We start from the raw sequence: 17,958 nt of genomic DNA, 5'->3' as shown, positions 1-17,958 counted from the left end.
CTTATGAAGATCGTGGCGCGAACTGCCGGTTGATCCAGGCCGGCTGAGACTGTTGGGGGATACCCGGTGACAATCGATCAGAACCGTCGGTTTCGACCCGAAATACAAGGGTTGCGCGGACTGGCCGTCGCTCTGGTCGTCGTCTTTCACCTGTGGCCCCATGCTCTTCCCGGCGGATATATCGGCGTCGACGTCTTTTTCGTCATCTCTGGCTATCTGATCACCGGGCTGCTGGCGCAGATGGCGCTGCGCGACGGTCGCGTCTCGCTGATCGAATTCTATTCGCGACGAATCCGCCGGCTCCTGCCAGCAGCGATCCTGGTTCTATTGGTGACGCTGCTCGGTACGCTGCTGTTCATTTCCAAGGCGCGCTGGGAGGAAACGGCCAACCAGATCCTGGCCAGCGCGCTCTATGTCGAGAACTGGCGTCTGGCCCACGAGGCAGTCAGCTATCTCGACGCCGACAATCTGCCGACGCCGGTGCAGCATTACTGGTCGCTTTCCATAGAAGAGCAGTTCTACATCGTCTGGCCGGTGCTCATGATCGGCGTGATCTGGCTGGCGCGGCGATGGCATCTCTCCTTGCGACGATGCTTGGCGACGACATTGTCGCTCGTTTTCCTGGCATCGCTGGCCGCCTCGGTCATCCTGACGAAAACGGATTCGGCACAGGCCTATTTCGTCAGCCATACACGCCTGTGGGAATTGGCGTTGGGCGGCCTGCTGGTGCTTGGCGAGCACCGGTTCCGCCTGGGCGCGGGTGCAAGCCGGGTGATGGCGCTTGCCGGCACCGCCGGCATCCTTGCCTCCGCTCTTCTGTTTTCAGCGGCGACACCGTTCCCTGGCCTCAGTGCGTTGCTGCCAACCCTGGCCACCGTGCTCATCATCCTGGCTGGCGAAGGCCAAGCCGGTCGGTTTCGTGGGCTCGATTTGTGGCCGCTTCGGTTCATCGGCGATAGGTCCTATTCGATCTATCTCTGGCATTGGCCGTTGATCACATTCTTCCTGGGACAGGGCTTTTCGCTGACCTTTGCCAGTGGTGCCGGCCTGATTGCGGTGACTGTGGTCCTGTCGGACCTGTCTTATCGCTATGTCGAACAACCCTGCCGGCAATCCCGGGGTGCCTGGTGGAAGCCGCTGGGATATGGCACCATCGCGGTGCTGGCATGCGTGGCGGCATCCGCGGGGCTTCTGCATTTCGTGACGACGCAACCCACCGACATTACGCTGATCGGCACAGCTGCCTACCCCGGGCCTGCCGCCTTGCTGACCGGCGCGACGATTCCGGACGATGTGGACCTCCTGCCGCCGCTGGCCCGGCTAAGGCGGGACGTGTCGGGTTTATTCTCGGCGGGATGTCAGCAAAACTTGAAAGGAGCGAAACCGGTGGGATGTGTGCTGGGCGACCCTGCCGGCACGAAAACCATCGTCCTCGTTGGCGATTCCCACGCTGCCCAATGGGGTCCAGCCTTGAACAAGATCGCCAGGGACCGCAAATTCAAACTGGTTTCTTTCTCGAAATCCGCCTGCGCATTCGCGCGTGCGCCTACCAAGTCGGACGGCAAACCGTATCCATCTTGCTACGAGTGGAGGGAGAAAGTGCTGGCTGAGGTTTTAAAGCTCAGGCCGCTCGCCGTCATCACCAGCCAGTCCAACGCCGGATCGGTTCCGGATGACCTGATGATCGAGGGGCTGCGCAATGTCTGGAGCGAACTGACCGAGGCAGGTTCGCAGATCATCGTCATCCGCAACACGCCCTTGATGCGATTCGAACCCGGCGATTGCCTGAGCGCCACGCCCGCAAAATGCTCCACCAAAAGAAGCGACGCCGAGCTCAACAACCTGTTGGCGCTTGCCGCGGAGGGTCAGAAAAACGTGCGCGTCGTCGATATGACTGACGCTTTGTGCGGACCGGAACTATGCCCGGCGGTCGTCGGCAATATGATCGTCTGGCGCGACACCGGTCATTTGACGGCCACCTATTCGCTTGCGCTCGCGCCTTATCTCGCCCCCAGGCTCGGCCTGTGATGCGATTCCCAAAGCGAAAGGGCCTCGCGCTTTCCCAAGTTGCTCCAGCAGGCACAGAGTCCAGATATTTTTCGGGACGAGCAAAGAAATGGAAATTCCGCTGGTGGAGCTGAGGAGGATCGAACTCCTGACCTCGTCATTGCGAACGACGCGCTCTCCCAGCTGAGCTACAGCCCCGTCCAGCGGATGGCGCATTTATCGAAGGCTGCGGTTTCCTGTCAAGGCGGGGTTTTGCCGAAATCCCTTGTGCCCGATGCTTGTAGGCGACCGGCCCTTGCCGGTTTCGCGCTCAATGGCTACATGTCGGCAACAATCGGAGACCGGCATGCTCGCCCTCATTCAAACAATCGTCATGGCGCTGGACCTGTACTGGTGGGTCATCATCGCCTCGGCGATCTTTTCCTGGCTCTATGCCTTCAACGTCGTCAACTCGCGCAATCAGTTCGTCGGCAGCATCGGCAACATGCTCTACCGGCTGACCGAGCCGGCGCTGCGTCCAATCCGTCGGTTCATGCCCGACCTTGGCGGCGTCGACATCTCGCCGATCATCCTGCTTCTGCTCCTGTTCTTCCTCAGGCAGCTCATTCTCACCACGATAGCGCCGCTGGTCCTGTGAACCCGACGATGGCATGAACGCGCCATTCCGCTTGCGCGCTGACGGCATCGACCTGTTTATCCGGCTGACGCCGAAGTCTTCGGTGGACAGGCTCGAAGGCGCCGAGGTATCGGCCGACGGGCGCAGCCATTTGAAGGCGCGCGTGCGCGCCGTGCCGGAGAATGGCGCGGCCAATGCGGCGCTGGAACGGCTGGTGGCCAAGGCGCTGGGCGTTCCGGCATCGGTCGTGTCGGTCATTGCAGGCGGCACGGCGCGGCTGAAGACGGTGCGTGTGGTTGGCGAACCATCGACGCTGGTGAAGAGCATCGAGGCACTGGCCGCCGAATAATCCTCAGTCCCCCAGCGGCAGCTTCGGATCGTCGACCTTCAGCGTGTTCACGCTCTGCTTGATGCGGCGCAGGTTTTCGAGAACCCTGGGTCCGCGCGTCTCGGCCACGGAGGTGACGATCATGTCGATGATCGACAGCAGAGCATAGCGCGACGAGGTCGGCTTGTAGATGTTGCCGTCCTCCAGCGACTGGAACTGGATGACGGTATCGGCGGCCTTGGCGAGCGCTGATTCCGGCGGGGTTACGGCGATGGTGGTGGCGCCATATTGCTGGGCGACCTGCACGGCGTCGATCACCGAGCGCGCATAGCCGGACACCGAGAACGCGATCAGCGTCGTCTCCGATGTGGCGACCGCGGCATACATGCGCTGCAATTGCCCGTCGATCTGCGCCAGCACCGGCACGCCGAGCCGAAACAGCCGGTTCTGCATCTCGGTCGCCATCATCGAGGAAATGCCGCCGGAGCCGATGCACAGCACATTGCCCGAACTGACGATGCGCGCGGCCACGCCCACCAGCGTCTTCATGTCGAGGTTTTCGCTGGCGCGCTGGATGGCGGCGATTGCCGCTTCGGTGATGGCCGACGCAATGCGCTGCTCGCGCGCGTCGCGGTTCAGCGGTTCGGGCGACAGATACTGGCCGCCAATGGCGATCGCCTGCGCCAAGTAGAATTTGAAATCGCGCAGACCCTCGCAGCCGAGATTGCGGCAGAAACGGGTGACCGTCGGCTCGCTGACGCCGACGCGCGCGGCAATTTCCGAGATTGCCGCCTTGGAGGCGAAGTCGAGATCGGTCAGCACGAGGCCGGCCAGGCGGCGGTCCGATTTGGTGCCGTCCTGCGACATCAGCTGCAGGCGCGTGATGATGTCGGCCGGCGTTTTCATTTCTGGGTTGTCGTCTTCATCGTGGTGTTTTCGTTTTCATGCCGGCGCTCTCATAGCGGCAGGCCTGTCGCCGTGTCGAACAGATGGATGTTTGCAGGCGCGACCGAGACCGGCAGCATTTCACCCGGCTTGACCTGTATCCGATCGCGGAACACGGCGCGCACCGTGTCAGCGCCGATGGCGCCATAGACATGGGTTTCCGAGCCGGTCGGCTCGACGACATCGACCTTGATCGCCATCGCGTCGACAGCCTCGCCGATGACGAAGTGTTCGGGCCGTATGCCGGCCTCGACCGTGCTGCCAGCCGGCACCGTCTTGCTGCCGAGCGCCAGTCGCCCTCCGCCGGCCGATTCGAACCAGCTTTTCTCGGGCGTCGTCTTCAGGGCGCCGGAGACAAAACTCATCGACGGCGAGCCGATGAAGGAGGCGACGAATTTGTTGGCGGGACGGTCGTAGAGCTCCAGCGGTGCGCCGACCTGCTGGATCTTGCCGCGGTCCATCACCACGATGCGGTCGGCCATGGTCATGGCCTCGATCTGGTCGTGGGTGACATAGACGATGGTCGATTTCAGCCGCTGGTGCAGCGCCTTGATCTCGGTGCGCATCTGCACGCGCAATTGCGCGTCGAGATTGCTGAGCGGCTCGTCGAACAGGAACACCGAGGGTTCGCGCACGATGGCGCGGCCCATTGCGACGCGCTGGCGCTGGCCGCCCGACAGTTCCCGGGGATAGCGGTCGAGATAGGAGAACAGGTTGAGGACGCCAGAGGCCTTTTTCACCTTGGCGTCGATTGCCGTGCGGCTTTCGCCGCGGATCTTTGGGCCAAAGCCGATATTGTCGGCCGCTTTCAGGTGCGGAAACAGCGCATAGGACTGGAAGACCATCGCGATGTTACGCTGCTGTGGCGGCAAATCGTTGGCGCGCACGCCGCCGATCAAGAGGTCGCCTGCGGTGATCGGCTCCAGCCCGGCCAGCATGCGCAGCAAGGTCGACTTGCCGCAGCCGGAAGGGCCGACCAGCACGACGAACTCGCCGCTCTTGATGTCGAGGCTGATGTTTTCGAGGATCTTGTGGCGTCCGAAGGATTTCGACAGGTCGCGGAACTCGACATCGGTCATGGTCAGGCTCCCAATATGTCGTCGATGAAGGGCAGGAAGCCGGCGGTCAGTCCGGCGTCGACCGGCACCACCGCGCCGGTTATCCCCGATGCGCGATCCGAAACAAGGAAGGCCACCGCTTCGGCCACTTCCGTGGCGTCGACGATGCGGCCGAGCGGATAGAGCCGCTTGAGCTTGCCGAGAACATCCGGGTTCTTGGCCAGGCGATGGTCCCAGGCGGCAGTGCGGATCGAGCCGGGGCAGACGACATTCGCGCGCAGCCCGCTGCGGCCGAGTTCCACAGCGATCGCTTTGGCATAGGCATTGATGCCGGCCTTGGCCGCGGCATAGGCCGGGTTGCCGAAATGGGCGATGGCGTTGACGGAAGAGATGAAGACGACGCTGCCCGAACCGCGCGCGGCCATTGCCTTGATCAGCGGATCGGCGAACAGCATCACCCCGGTCAGATTGAGGTCGAGCTCATGCGTGATCTTGTCGGGGGTCAGCGCTGCAAGAGTCTCGGCGCGCGTCCAGCCGGCATTGTTGATCAGGATGTCGGGCACGCCGTCTTTCCCGAGGATCGCCGTGATCGCGGCATCGGTGGAGATCCGGTCGAGAAGGTCGAAGACGTGGCCCGACGCCAGATGCGGACTGCCGAGCTGGTCTTGCGACTGGTCGCAGCCGACGACGCGCGCGCCTCGTTCGGCCAGCAGCGCCACAATAGCCGAGCCGAGCCCGCCGCCGGCGCCGGTCACCAGCACGGTCTTGCCTGCGAATTCGGCCTTTGAAACCACGCTGCGCGCCTCCCTGGGATCTACGATAATCGGAAAACGCTATTTTAAGAAATGTAATTAAGCAACAGGATAATCCGCTTGCACAAGGTCAAATGATGGATAATGTAGGAAAGTCACATTAAGCCTTGGTCGCCTGGAAGCCGCAAGAGCGCAGGCGCAATCAAATGGGAGAGATCGAATGAAGCTTGCAAAATGGACTGTCGGCCTGATGGCCGGAATGAGCCTGCTCGCCCTGGCCGCGCAGGCAGATGCCGGCGAGGTGCGCGTAACCGTCGCCGAATACAGCGCCAAGACCGGCCCGTATTTCGAAGCGGTGAAAAAGGAATTCGAGGCAGCCAACCCGGGTATCACCGTCAAGTTCGAAGTTGTGCCGTGGGACGTGCTGCTGCAGAAGCTGACCACCGACATCACGGCCGGTACCAATGCCGACCTGTCGATCATCGGCACCCGCTGGCTGATCGATTTCGTCCAGCAGGATGTCGCCGAGCCGCTCGACGCCTACATCAAGCCAGACTTCAAGGACCGCTTCATCGACACCTTCCTGTCGCCGTCGATCATGGAGGGCAAGACCTATGGCCTGCCGATCGCGGCCTCGGCGCGCGCCATGTACTACAACAAGGAATTGTTCGAGAAGGCCGGAATCGCCAACCCGCCGGCAACCTGGACCGAGTTGCAGGAGGATGCGCGCAAGATCAAGGCACTGGGCACCGGCACGTTCGGCTTCGGCCTGCAGGGCAAGGAGATCGAGACCGACGTCTATTACTATTATGCGATGTGGTCGCAAGGCACCGAGATTCTCAACAAGGATGGCACGTCGGGCCTCGGCACGCCGGGCGCGCTCGAAGCCGCCAAGCTCTACAAGTCGATGATCGACGAAGGCCTGACGGAACCCGGCGTCACCTCCAACAACCGCGAGGACGTCCAGAACCTGTTCAAGCAGGGCAAGGTCGGCATGATGATCACCGCGCCCTTCCTGTCCAACCAGATCAAGGACGAGGCGCCGAACCTGAAATATGGCGTGGCCGCTATCCCCGCCGGACCGACCGGCGCGCGCGGCACGTACGGCGTCACCGATTCCATCATCATGTTCAAGAATTCCAAGAACAAGGATGAGGCCTGGAAGCTGCTCGACTTCCTGTTCACCACCGAACAGCGCGCCAAGTTCACGCAAGGCGAAGGCTTCCTGCCGGTGAACAAGGAAGAGGCCAAGATGGACTATTACGTCAACAATGCCGATCTGGCAGCGTTCACCGCGCTGCTGCCCGACGCTCGCTTTGCACCGGTCATCCCCGGCTGGGAAGAAGTCGCCCAGATCACCTCGGATGCCATGCAGAAGATCTATCTCGGCGGCGACCCCGAGGCAGGCTTGAAGGAAGCGGCTGCGAAGGCCAACGCCGTGATCAAGAAATAGGGCGTATCTCCCTGCGCCCGGCGCGCCCCAGAGATCGGGGCGCGCCACACTTTCCTCTCCCTCCGGAGGGGGGAGAGGTGGCTCGGCGAAGCCGAGACGGAGTGGGGGAACCACCTGGCAACCGCCGCGATGGACATAGGAAGGGCAATAGGGGCAAACATCACCTCGCCTTGCGCCCCAAGGGTCGACCCCCCGAGCTTCGCTCGACACCTCTCCCCTGATCGACGGGGGAGAGGAAAGGCATTCTTCTGAAGCGCTGCTAAAGACCGATATGCAAGATTGATCCGAGCTGGCGTGCCAGCGCCACAGAACCACGGTACAAAACCGGCCGATGCAAAATCGCTTCTTGCCCTATCTGCTGACCTTGCCCAGCCTGTTGCTGGCGGCGGTCGTCATCTTCTGGCCGGTCTGGGACCTGATCCAGATCTCGACGCATGACGTCAGCCGCTTCGGCCAGCTACGCGACTTCAACGATTTCGCCAATTATTCAGCCTTCCTCGCCGATCCCGATTTCCTGGCGGCACTCTGGCGCACCGGCCTGTGGACGTTGCTGGTGGTCGGCGGCGCGCTGCTGTTGTCGGTGCCGGTGGCGATGATCCTCAACACCGATTTCTACGGCCGCGGCATTGCCCGCGTCATCATCATGCTGCCCTGGGCGGTGTCGCTGACGATGACGGCGGTGGTCTGGCGCTGGGCGCTCAACGGTGAAAGCGGCATGCTGAACTCGGCGCTGATCGGGCTCGGCCTGATCCATGAAAACATCCAGTGGCTGGCGCGCGCCGAGACGGCATTCCCGATGCAGGTGCTGATTGGCATATTGGTGACGGTACCGTTCACCACGACCATCTTCCTCGGCGGCCTGTCGTCGATCCCCGACGACCTCTACGAGGCGGCGGCCCTGGAGGGGGCGACGCCGCTGCAGCAGTTCCGCGAGATCACCTTTCCGCTGCTGAAGCCGTTCATCAACATCGCCATCGTGCTCAACACCATCTACGTCTTCAATTCCTTCCCGATCATCTGGGTGATGACGCAGGGCGGGCCGGCCAACTCGACCGACATATTGGTCACCCATCTCTACAAGCTGGCCTTCCGCATCGGCAAACTGGGTGAAGCATCGGCGGTGTCGCTGCTGATGTTCGCCATCCTTTTGATCTTCACCATGATCTATGTGCGGCTTGCCATGCGGGAGCAGCGCACATGACGCCCAAGCTGAAGCGTACGATCATCGCCTGGCTGCTGCTTTCGCCGCTGCTCGTGGTGACGATCTTCCCCTTCGCGGTAATGTTTTTGACCGCGGTCAAGCCGCGGCAGGAGGTGCTGTCGCCGACCTGGTGGCCAAGCGAATTCCACTGGTCGAATTTTGCCGACATGTGGGTGGCGACCGGCTTTGGCCAGGCGCTGGCCAATTCGCTCTATGTCTCTGTTATCGCCACCGTCGGCGCCATCCTGATCTCGGTGCCGGCCGCCTATGCCATGTCGCGGTTTCGCTTTGCCGGCTATGGCGCCTTCCGCCAGTTCCTGCTGATCTCGCAGATGATCTCGCCGATCGTGCTGGTGCTCGGCCTGTTCCGGCTGATGGCGGCCTGGGGTCTGATCGAATCCACGACCGCGCTCGGCGTCATCTACATGGCTTTCAACGTCGCCTTCACCGTGTGGATGCTGCAAAGCTATTTCGACACCATCCCGCGCGATCTCGAGGAAGCAGCGTGGATGGAAGGCGCCGGCCGATGGCTGACCTTGCGAAAAGTGTTTCTGCCGCTTTGCCTGCCGGCAATAGCGGTGACCGCCATCTTCACCTTCATCAACGCATGGAATGAGTTCGTCGTTGCGCTCACAATGCTGCGCAGCCAGGAAAGTTACACGCTGCCTATCCAGGTGTTCTCGCTGGTCGCCGGCCGCTACACGATCGAATGGCACCATGTAATGGCGGCGACGCTGCTGGCGACGCTGCCGGTGGCAATCCTGTTCATCTGGCTGCAGCGCTATCTCGTCCGCGGGCTGGCGCTCGGGGCGGTCAAATAACGGCGCCATTCACAACGGAGCTTTCATGCGCATCTTCACCGCCTCGCTGGCGACCGAAACCAACACCTTCTCGCCGGTGCCGACCGACCGGGCGTCGTTCGAGATGGCGTTCTATGCCGGGCCGGGCAAGCATCCGGACACGCCGACCTTGTGCTCCTCGCCGATGGTCGCGCTGCGCCGGCGTGCGGCTGCCGAAGGGCTGACCGTCGTCGAAGGCACCGCCACCTGGGCGGAGCCGGGCGGGCTGGTGCAGCGGCAGACCTATGAGTCGTTGCGCGACGAGATTCTCGGCCAGTTGAAGGCAGCCTTGCCGGTCGACGCCGTCATCCTCGGCCTGCACGGCGCCATGGTGGCGCAAGGCTATGACGATTGCGAAGGCGATCTGCTGGAACGGGTTCGCGCAATCGTCGGGCCCGACGTGGTGATCGCGGTCGAGCTCGACCCGCACAGTCATCTGACCCCAAAGCGCGTCGCGGCATGCAATGTCATGGCCTATTTCCTCGAATTCCCGCACACCGACTTCTATGAGCGCGGCGAACATGTCGTCGAGCTTGGATTGGCGGCGGCGCGCGACGAGATCAAGCCGGTGATCTCGACGTTCGACTGCCGCATGATCCAGGTGCTGCCGACCAGCCGCGAGCCGATGCGCTCCTTCGTCGACCGCATCAAGGCGCTGCACGGCAAGGACGGCGTGCTGTCGGTCTCGGTCATCCATGGCTTCATGGCCGCGGACGTGCCGGAAATGGGCACGCGCATCCTGGTCGTCACTGACAATGACAAGGCCAAGGGCGATGCGCTGGCGGAGAGGCTAGGGCACGAGCTTTACGCCATGCGCGAAAGGACGGCGATGACGATGCTGAACACCGAGGACGGCATCGCGCGGGCACTGGCCGTGCGCAAGGAAAATCCCGGCAAGCCGGTTGTGATTGCCGACATCTGGGACAATCCCGGCGGTGGCGTCGCCGGCGACGGTACGGTCGTGCTGCGCGCCATGCTGGAACGGGGCGTGGACAATTTTGGCGTGGCGACGATCTGGGACCCGATCGCTGTCACCTTTTGCCAGGCGGCAGGCGAAGGCGCCGTCATCGACCTGCGCTTCGGCGGCAAGGCCGGGCCGCTGGCCGGCGAACCGATCGATGCGCGCGTCAAGGTGTTGAAAGCCGTCCCCGAGGGCTGGCAGAGCTTCGGGCCGAGCCGGGTGACGCTCGGACCGACGGCGCTGGTGCGGCTCGAAGGCACCGAAATCGACATCATCCTCAACACCAACCGCACGCAGACCTTCGAGCCGGATGTCTTCTCCAACATCGGTGTCGATCCGTTGTCGAAGGACATATTGCTGATCAAGTCAACCAACCATTTCTACGCCGGCTTTGAACCGATCGCGGCGGAGATCATCTATGTCTCGGCGCCGAGCTCGTATCCGAGCAATCCGGCGGTGACGGATTACAGGAAGCTGACGCGGCCGGTGTGGCCACGGGTGGCGGATCCTTGGCGCTGGTGATCTCCCCCTCGAGGGGGGAGATAAGGCGGCGCTATAGCAATCCCCGCTTCACCATCATCGCTTCCGGCGAAGGCATCTTGCCGCGGAACGCCGTGTACAGCTCCTCCGGATCCTTCGACCCGCCAGCGGCATAGATATTCTTCCGAAGCCGTTCCGCCAGCGCCGGGTTGAAGGGATCGCCGGTCTCCTCGAAGGCGGCGAAGGCGTCGGCGTCGAGCACTTCCGACCACATGTAGGAATAGTAGCCGGCTGAATAACCGTCGCCGGAGAAGATATGGCCGAAATGCGGGGTGCGATGACGCATGGCGATGGTGTCGGGCATATCAAGCTTTTCCAGCGTTTCGGCTTCGAAACGCAGCGGTTCCGCCGGCGCATCCGGCCGCGCGTGATACGCCATGTCGATCAGCGCCGACGCTGTGAACTCGACCGTGGCGAAACCGGCGCCGAACGTGCGGGCGGCCAGCATCTTGTCGAGCAGCGACTTCGGCATCGGCTTGCCGGTCTTAACATGCAGCGCATGCTTTTCCAGCACTGCGGGCACCGTCAGCCAGTGCTCGTAGAGCTGCGAAGGCAGTTCGACGAAATCGCGGGAAACCGAGGTGCCCGCCACCGACGGCCAGGTGACGTCGGTCAGCATGCCGTGCAAAGCATGGCCGAACTCGTGGAACAGGGTCTTGGCCTCATCGACCGACAACAGCGCTGCTTCCCCGGCCGGCGGCTTGGCGAAGTTCATGATATTGTAGATCACCGGCTTGGAGCCATCGCCAAGCTTGTAGCCCGACTTCAGCGCGCTCATCCACGCGCCGGAGCGCTTCGAGGACCGGGCGAAATAGTCGGCGAGGAACAGGCCGCGCTCGCTGCCATCGGCGTTCTTCACCACGAAGACGCGCGCGTCGGGATGCCAGGCGGCGATGCCCTTCTTCTCCTCGAAAGTGATGCCGAACAGTTTTGTGGCGACGTCGAAGCAGGCGTCGATGATGCGGTCGAGTTGCAGATAGGGTTTCAGTTCCGCCTCGTCGAAGGCGAATTTTTCGGCGCGCAATTTCTCCTGGTAGAAGCGCCAGTCCCAGGCGGCGAATTTTTCGTTGCTGCCTGCCTTGGTCGCCAGCCGCTCCAGCTCCTTCTGGTCGGCGGCGGCCTTCTCCAGCGCTTTCTCCCAGACCGGGTCGAGGAGGTCGTGCACCGCCTTCGGCGTCTTGGCCATGGTGTCGTCGAGTTTCAGCGCGGCGAACGAGGCATAGCCTAGCAGCCTGGCCTTTTCGGCGCGCAGTTTCAGCATGTCGCGCACCACTGCGGTGTTGTCGCTGGCGCCGCCATTCTGGCCGCGCATGGTGAAAGCGCGGAAGGCGCTCTCGCGCAGGTCGCGGCGTTCGGAGAAGGTCGTGAACGGCTCATAGATAGAGCGCGACAAGGTGACTGCGTAGCGGCCTTTCTGGCCGCGCGTCTCGGCGGCTTCGGCCATCGAACTCTTCACGAAGTCCGGCAGGCCCGCAAGATCAGCCTCGTCGAGGAAAAGCGCCCAGTCGCGCTCGTCGGCCAGCACGTTCTGGCCGAAGGTCGTGCCGAGCGAGGACAGCTCCTCGCTGATGTTGGCCAGCCGCTTCTTGCCGTCGGCGTCGAGTTTTGCGCCCGATCGCACAAAGCCTTTCCAGGTCTTCTCCAGCACCCGCAGCGTCTCGGCGTCGAGTTTGAGCGTCTCACGGCGTTGGTAGAGATCGTCGACGCGGGCAAACAATTTCTCGTTCATCGAGATCGCCGAGAAATGCCTCGACATTTTTGGCGAGATATCGCGCTCCAGCGCCTGGATCGCATCGTTGGTGTGGGCGCCGGCCCGGCACCAGAAGATCGACGAGACATGGTCGAGCGGCTCACCGGCGAGCTCGAGGGCTGCCAGCGTATTCTCGATGGTCGGCGCATCCTTGTTGCCGGCGATCGCATCGATTTCGGCCTCATGTGCCTTCAGCGCCGCGTCGAACACCGAGGAGAAATCGTCGTCGCCGATGCTGGCAAAATCCGGCAGGCCGAGCGGCCCTTGCCATTTGGTCAGCGGATGGGCGGCGAGATCGACGGTTTTCGTGGACGGCATGGGGGATCTTTCGATGATTGGCGGAGCTTGCTGACCGATGTAGGGCGATGACTGGCGCGGCGCAACAGCGCGGCCGTTCAAGCCCGCGTCAGAAGCCGTCGCAATTTTCCGCGATCGCCGCTTGCGAACTGGCGGTGATGCGGTTGCCGGTGACGGCGAACGTTTCCTGCATCAGCATGTCATTGTTGGGGAAATCATAGCAGGCGATGACAGTTGTGACGCCGGCCTCGCTCTTTTCGACGCGATGCCGGATTGCGGCTCCGGCGACCGCGCCCTTCCATTCGTCGATCGACGCGATGAACTCCTGCTTCGACTGTACGACGCCGAGATCGTCGAGCTTGATGCGGACATCGTCGGCGAGCAGGTCCGACAATTCGGTGCGATCGGCGACCAGCAGCGCCGAATACCAGCGGTCGATAATGGCGCCGTCATCGGAGCGGGCAGGGACGAGCGAAATCAGCAGCGCCGCTACGGCGAAAGCGATCGCAGGCCAAACCCGCATTCTTGCCTCCTCTTATTTGACCATGCCCTTATCCGAAAACCGGTTCCCACTTTTCGGGATCATGGGTCTACGTCAAATCCGGCCGCTCGAAGTCGCCGGTGTCCTTGTTCATCACCCAGAGCTCGCCGGTCGAGATGTCGAACCAGGCGCCATGCAGCGACAGCCGCCCCTTGCCTTCGAGGATGGAGACGCAAGGGAAGGTCCTGAGATTGGCGATCGAATAGCGGATGGAAATCCGCTCCAGCGCCGTCTGCCGTTCGGTTGTCGTCATGAACGTGCTGGACGAAACGGTTTCGGCCGCCGGCGCGATCAGGCTCATCCATTTGCCGATGAAGTCGCCGGGCGACAGCGGCGCCGAATTGGTGTCGAGCGCGGCGCGGATGCCGCCGCAGCGGCCATGGCCCATCACCACGATGTTTTTCACCTTCAGGCTCTGCACGGCGAATTCGAGCGCGGCCGAGGTCGAGTGGAACTCGCCGTCCGGCGCATAGGGCGGCACCAGATTGCCGACATTGCGCAGGACGAACAGTTCGCCCGGACCGGCGTCGAAGATCGCCTCGGGGGCAGAGCGGGAATCGCAGCAGGCAACGATCATGGTTTCGGGCGCCTGCCCCTCGCGGGCAAGCTCGCGATAGCGTCCGCTCTCGGTGAGATAGCGGCCATTCATGAAGTTGCGGTAGCCGGTCCAAAGATGTTCGGGGAGATGGGGCATGGGCTAGGGATGAAGCCTTTCGGGGTTAGCGACGGCAGCTCATTTCAAGTTAGAAAGGCTCTAACGGCAAATGCCCGTCGCGGGCAATGCCGAATTGCGGATGGCTTCGTCGCAAATCGCCATGCCGCACGCATGGCGCCGCTTGCCTCACGCCCAGATCGCCAGGGGAATGCCGAAACGGTCGGCAAGCGGCGGGTCGGGAAACGGCGTTGCCTCCCCGCCGGCAATGCGTCCGGCAATCAGCATCATCGCTGCGGCGTCGAGGAAATCGTCGGCGGCAGCACCGCGTTGCGGCGGCTGGTCAAGGAAAGCTCTGGTATAGCCGTGCCGGCAGAGCAGTGCCTTGCGTTCTTCCATCCCGGCCGGATTGACGGCGCCCTTGATCTTCTTCGGCAGTGTCATCGGTTTTTCGCCGTTCAGCCGGCAGAAGGCCACTTCGGGATGCGATTCGAAGACGCGGCGGCGCAGTTGCGGACGTGCGATCAGCAGCGCGTCGATCTCGCGTATCTTGGCAAAGATGCCGAAGGCCTGGATCGAGACGCCGCGTGGCGGATCGGAGGTCGCCTTGGCCACCTCGCTGGCGCGCCGATGTGCCTCATACCAGGCCTCGACCGTGGTGAAGCCGCTGGTGTCGGCGTAGAGGGCCGGGCGGGACGGGATAGAGAAGACGCTGGATTGCCGTGCTCCGAGCATTGGCCGTACCAAGGTCTCCGGCCCGCGCCCGCCTCTTTGCGAGACGTCCGGCAGGCCGATCGGCATGTCGACGACCACTGTCGCATCGGCGGGCAAGGCGTCGAGCAGGGTCGCAAAGCTGGGAAAGACGCGGACTGACGGCGCGGCATCCAGATCGCGGCGGACGGCGATCCAGCCGGCCTTGCAGCCGTCGACGACCACGGTCGAGGTCACGCCCGGCGGTCCCGCCCCGGATGCGTGAGGTGGCGCAGTTGCACCATCGCCATCGGATGCGACAGGCTCTGGGCATCGGTTTCAAGCTGCAACTCGTCGCCGCCACGCTTGGCGGTTCGCGCCAGGATTTCGTAGACGGCGGCGGTGGTCGATTGCAGCGCCTTGATCGGCGGCTGCCCCGACAGGATGCGGGCGAGGTAGACGGCCGCAGTCAGGTCACCGAGGCCATTCGGCGGCTTGTCGATGAGGCGGTGTTCGGCCAGCAGCGCCTGGGTGCCGTCAAGCAGCAGATTGCCGGTGCCGCCGGTCATCATCGACTGTGCCGACGTCACCAGCATTGTTGACGGTCCGGCATGGAGGGCGGCCGAGATCACCGATTTCAGATCGGGCAAAGGCGCGCCGGCCATCCACTCCAGCTCATAGCGGTTGGGGGTGGCGATGTCGGCGATCGGCATCAGCCGGTCGCGCATCGCGGCGGCCGTCGGCTCGGGCACATAGAGCCCGCCGGAATCGCCCATCACCGGATCGCATATATAAATCGCGTCCGGCGTCTTGGCCTTGACCGCCGCAACCAGCGAGGCGACGGCCTCGGCCTGGCCGGCCTCGCCAAGATAGCCCGACAGCACCGCGCCGACCTCACCCAGCCAGGGCGCGCGCTCGAGATCGGCCATCAGCGCCTTGAACTGGTCGAGCGGCGGCACGATGCGCGTGGCGCGGCCATGGCCCGGATGCCAGGGCAAGATGACCGTCGGTACCGCCCACACGGGAAAGCCCAGCGTCTCCAGCGCAAACACGGCGGCGCGGTTGCCGACCGAGCCGCGGGCGACATGGCTGGAAATGACGATGACCGCGCGCGGCGCGTCGGCTTTTTCGCGGTTCATGGAAAATCCTAGATACGGATAATTTTTCGTTGAATCGTCATCCTGATCTATCTCTTTGGTTGGAGGATGATCTCCGGACAAAACGGTTCCCGTTTGTCCGAGAAAACCGGTTCCCACTTTTCAGGATCATGCTCTAGCTGCCCCGGGAGACGTAGTACACGAGCCAGATCAAAAGGCCGAGGGCGACGATGAGCCCAAGTGCGCGACCGATGCGGGTGCCCCAGACCTCGATCGGATCGGATCGGTCGGCCTCCGCTGCGGTAACATGATCGCGCGCGCCTTTCGCTGCCCGTGACACCAGCGATGCGCCGCCAAGGCCGCCCTCGTTCGCCACGCGCTCGATAATGCGGCGCGATTCGCTGTCATCGTCGTGGCGTTCCGCCATGATCCTGTCCTGTTTGCCGGCAACCATACCGTGTTCGCGCGATCAATCACAGGGCCTCGCCGGCGCATGAATGCGCGCCAGCGGCAGACATTTTCTTGAGCGCGGATTGTGCTAATGCTTCGCATGCAACTTCTGTCGAGGGACCTCACCATGTTTGCCCAGCGCCTTGCCTTCCCTTTCCGCAGTCTGCCGGCCGTGCTGATGATGGCCGTCGTGCTGCCTCTGCTCGCCGGCTGCGGCTTCAACACCATCCCGACGGCGGAGGAAAACGCCAAGGCGGCATGGAGCGAGGTGCTGAACCAGTATCAGCGTCGGTCCGACCTCATTCCCAATTTGGTCGAGACGGTGAAGGGCTATGCCTCGCATGAAAAGGACACGCTCGATGCGGTGGTCGAAGCGCGCGCCAAGGCGACGCAGATCACGGTGACGCCGGAAACGCTGAAGGACCCCGAAGCGCTCAAGAAGTTCCAGGATGCGCAATCAGGGCTGACCAGCGCGCTGTCGCGGCTGATCGCGGTGTCGGAGGCCTATCCCGACCTCAAGGCCAACCAGAATTTCCTGGCGCTGCAGGCGCAACTCGAAGGCACCGAGAACCGTATCGCCGTGGCGCGGCGCGACTACATCCTGGCGGTCAAGGATTACAATCTGACGCTGAGGACCTTTCCGTCGGTGCTATGGGCAACCTTCTGGTTCCGCAGCAACGAGCCCTTCGCCAACTTCACCGTCGAAGAAGACAAGATGCAGCCGCCGAAGGTCGATTTCGGCACGAAGCAGGGCGGGTGATGACGTCTGGGTGAGCTTGGCCTTTGCCAGCCTTGCGTTCCTTCACACCCCCCTCTGTCCTGCCGGACATCTCCCCCTCAAGGGGGGAGATCAGCTGTCTTCTGTCCTTGCGCCAAATATCAGCGTTGCCGGCTGAGCGTCGGCAGCGAGATTGCCAATCTCCCCCCTCGAGGGGGAGATGTCCGGCAGGACAGAGGGGGACGCGAAGGAACGCCAACCTTGGTGTTCTTCTCGCCTTTCTGGCCGTCTTCCTGCCCCTCACCGCCTTCGCCGCCGACCTCCCCGCGCTGACCGGCCGCGTCGTCGACAATGCCGGGATCATCGATGCAGGCACCAAAGCCGCGCTCACCCAGAAACTCGCCGACTTCGAGACCAGAGGCTCCGACCAGATCGTCGTCGCAACCATCCCCAGCCTCGACGGCGAGGAGATTGAGCCTTACGCCAACCTGCTGTTCCGCTTCTGGAAGCTCGGCCAGGCCAAGGAAAACAACGGCGTGCTGCTGCTGGTGGCGCCGAACGACCGCAAGATGCGCATCGAGGTCGGCTATGGGCTGGAAGGCACGCTGACCGATTTGCACACCAAGCTGATCATCGAAAACGACATGGTGCCGGCGTTCCGCGCCGGCGATTTCTCCGGGGGCATTTCCAAGGCCGTCGACGACATGGTGATGGTGCTGGAAGGCAATCCGGAGGAATTGGAGGCGCGCGGCGAGCGCAACCAGAAGCCGCCCATCAATACCGACAATCTGTTCTTCGGCGTCTTCATCAGCATCTGGGCAATCATCTTCTTCGGCAGCATGGCCGCCTCCATCCTGCCGCCGATCTTCGGCCAAAAACTCGGTCCCGGCCGCTATCGCTGGCTCGGCATGACATTCGAGCCGGGCCGGCGGTCGTCCAGCGGCGGCTGGTCTTCGGGCGGGGGCGGCTGGTCGTCGGGTTCAAGCGGTGGTGGCGGCTTTTCCGGCGGCGGCGGTTCGTCCGGCGGCGGCGGCTCCTCGGGAAGCTGGTGACGAGATGACAA

At 63.1% G+C, this 17,958-nt stretch carries 18 protein-coding genes and 1 tRNA gene; 9 read left to right on the top strand and 10 right to left on the bottom strand.

Annotation, left to right across the window (positions count from 1 at the left end; all coding sequences use genetic code 11):
* Positions 1-66 precede the first annotated feature (66 nt).
* Positions 67-2,028: an acyltransferase family protein gene (locus ACYG9Z_RS12710; RefSeq protein ID WP_081740621.1), complete on the top strand. Its 1,962-nt coding sequence runs from the start codon at positions 67-69 to the stop codon at positions 2,026-2,028.
* A 101-nt stretch (positions 2,029-2,129) separates the two neighbouring features.
* On the opposite strand, the gene ACYG9Z_RS12705 is transcribed toward ACYG9Z_RS12710, so the two are convergent.
* A tRNA-Ala gene (locus tag ACYG9Z_RS12705) sits at positions 2,130-2,205 on the bottom strand.
* Positions 2,206-2,353: 148 nt separating this feature from the next.
* Between ACYG9Z_RS12705 and ACYG9Z_RS12700 the strand changes: the two genes are divergently transcribed.
* Positions 2,354-2,644 carry a YggT family protein gene (locus tag ACYG9Z_RS12700; protein ID WP_023668602.1) on the top strand — a complete coding sequence of 97 codons (291 nt, stop codon included), beginning with the start codon at positions 2,354-2,356 and terminating at the stop codon, positions 2,642-2,644.
* A gap of 13 nt (positions 2,645-2,657) precedes the next feature.
* Positions 2,658-2,972 (top strand): DUF167 family protein, encoded by a 315-nt coding sequence (locus ACYG9Z_RS12695; RefSeq protein WP_023693224.1) that lies wholly within the window; start codon positions 2,658-2,660, stop codon positions 2,970-2,972.
* Between the two features lie 3 nt (positions 2,973-2,975).
* On the opposite strand, the gene ACYG9Z_RS12690 is transcribed toward ACYG9Z_RS12695, so the two are convergent.
* The 3 genes from ACYG9Z_RS12690 to ACYG9Z_RS12680 are packed head-to-tail and all read right to left on the bottom strand — an operon-like array spanning position 2,976 to position 5,748.
* Positions 2,976-3,857: a MurR/RpiR family transcriptional regulator gene (locus ACYG9Z_RS12690; RefSeq protein ID WP_023704979.1), complete on the bottom strand. Its 882-nt coding sequence runs from the start codon at positions 3,855-3,857 to the stop codon at positions 2,976-2,978.
* Between the two features lie 50 nt (positions 3,858-3,907).
* A complete protein-coding gene (locus tag ACYG9Z_RS12685) occupies positions 3,908-4,975 on the bottom strand; it encodes an ABC transporter ATP-binding protein (protein ID WP_023753217.1) in 1,068 nt (355 codons plus the stop codon).
* Between the two features lie 2 nt (positions 4,976-4,977).
* Positions 4,978-5,748, bottom strand: a complete 771-nt coding sequence (locus tag ACYG9Z_RS12680) for an SDR family oxidoreductase (RefSeq protein ID WP_023668606.1) — start codon at positions 5,746-5,748, stop codon at positions 4,978-4,980.
* A gap of 178 nt (positions 5,749-5,926) precedes the next feature.
* Between ACYG9Z_RS12680 and ACYG9Z_RS12675 the strand changes: the two genes are divergently transcribed.
* The 4 genes from ACYG9Z_RS12675 (at position 5,927) to ACYG9Z_RS12660 (ending at position 10,682) form a co-directional block, all read left to right on the top strand.
* Positions 5,927-7,159: an ABC transporter substrate-binding protein gene (locus tag ACYG9Z_RS12675; RefSeq protein WP_023668607.1), complete on the top strand. Its 1,233-nt coding sequence runs from the start codon at positions 5,927-5,929 to the stop codon at positions 7,157-7,159.
* Between the two features lie 331 nt (positions 7,160-7,490).
* Positions 7,491-8,360 carry a carbohydrate ABC transporter permease gene (locus ACYG9Z_RS12670; protein ID WP_023681441.1) on the top strand — a complete coding sequence of 290 codons (870 nt, stop codon included), beginning with the start codon at positions 7,491-7,493 and terminating at the stop codon, positions 8,358-8,360.
* Entirely contained in the window at positions 8,357-9,181 is an 825-nt protein-coding gene (locus tag ACYG9Z_RS12665; protein ID WP_023668609.1) for a carbohydrate ABC transporter permease, read from the top strand. Before ACYG9Z_RS12670 ends, ACYG9Z_RS12665 begins: the two co-directional genes overlap by 4 nt.
* A gap of 25 nt (positions 9,182-9,206) precedes the next feature.
* Positions 9,207-10,682: a M81 family metallopeptidase gene (locus ACYG9Z_RS12660; protein ID WP_023704976.1), complete on the top strand. Its 1,476-nt coding sequence runs from the start codon at positions 9,207-9,209 to the stop codon at positions 10,680-10,682.
* A gap of 31 nt (positions 10,683-10,713) precedes the next feature.
* Here ACYG9Z_RS12660 and ACYG9Z_RS12655 read toward each other — a convergent pair whose 3' ends face one another.
* From ACYG9Z_RS12655 to ACYG9Z_RS12630, 6 genes are all read right to left on the bottom strand, one after another.
* Positions 10,714-12,768, bottom strand: coding sequence for a M3 family metallopeptidase (locus ACYG9Z_RS12655; RefSeq protein WP_023688838.1), 2,055 nt, complete (start codon positions 12,766-12,768; stop codon positions 10,714-10,716).
* An 88-nt stretch (positions 12,769-12,856) separates the two neighbouring features.
* Positions 12,857-13,270 (bottom strand): hypothetical protein, encoded by a 414-nt coding sequence (locus tag ACYG9Z_RS12650; RefSeq protein ID WP_023688839.1) that lies wholly within the window; start codon positions 13,268-13,270, stop codon positions 12,857-12,859.
* 67 nt (positions 13,271-13,337) lie between these two features.
* A complete protein-coding gene (locus ACYG9Z_RS12645; RefSeq protein ID WP_023668613.1) occupies positions 13,338-13,982 on the bottom strand; it encodes a carbonic anhydrase in 645 nt (214 codons plus the stop codon).
* A gap of 147 nt (positions 13,983-14,129) precedes the next feature.
* Positions 14,130-14,888 carry a DUF429 domain-containing protein gene (locus ACYG9Z_RS12640; protein WP_023753182.1) on the bottom strand — a complete coding sequence of 253 codons (759 nt, stop codon included), beginning with the start codon at positions 14,886-14,888 and terminating at the stop codon, positions 14,130-14,132.
* The gene (gene pdxY, locus ACYG9Z_RS12635) at positions 14,885-15,769 is read right to left on the bottom strand and encodes a pyridoxal kinase PdxY (protein ID WP_023688841.1); all 885 of its coding nucleotides are present in this window, start codon (positions 15,767-15,769) and stop codon (positions 14,885-14,887) included. The genes ACYG9Z_RS12640 and pdxY overlap by 4 nt, the downstream gene beginning before the upstream one ends.
* A gap of 133 nt (positions 15,770-15,902) precedes the next feature.
* Complete coding sequence (locus ACYG9Z_RS12630) at positions 15,903-16,154, bottom strand: hypothetical protein (protein ID WP_023693217.1); 252 nt, start codon at positions 16,152-16,154, stop codon at positions 15,903-15,905.
* A 150-nt stretch (positions 16,155-16,304) separates the two neighbouring features.
* On the opposite strand from ACYG9Z_RS12630, the gene ACYG9Z_RS12625 reads away from it, so the two are divergent.
* Both ACYG9Z_RS12625 and ACYG9Z_RS12620 read left to right on the top strand, forming a co-directional pair.
* Positions 16,305-16,937: a LemA family protein gene (locus ACYG9Z_RS12625; protein WP_023681434.1), complete on the top strand. Its 633-nt coding sequence runs from the start codon at positions 16,305-16,307 to the stop codon at positions 16,935-16,937.
* A gap of 239 nt (positions 16,938-17,176) precedes the next feature.
* A complete protein-coding gene (locus tag ACYG9Z_RS12620) occupies positions 17,177-17,947 on the top strand; it encodes a TPM domain-containing protein (protein ID WP_196814105.1) in 771 nt (256 codons plus the stop codon).
* The last annotated feature ends 11 nt before the right edge of the window (positions 17,948-17,958 follow it).

The organism is Mesorhizobium sp. RSR380A (assembly GCF_054719385.1).
Note: the sequence above shows the minus strand (reverse complement) of the source record. Positions and strands in the feature narration are given on the sequence as shown.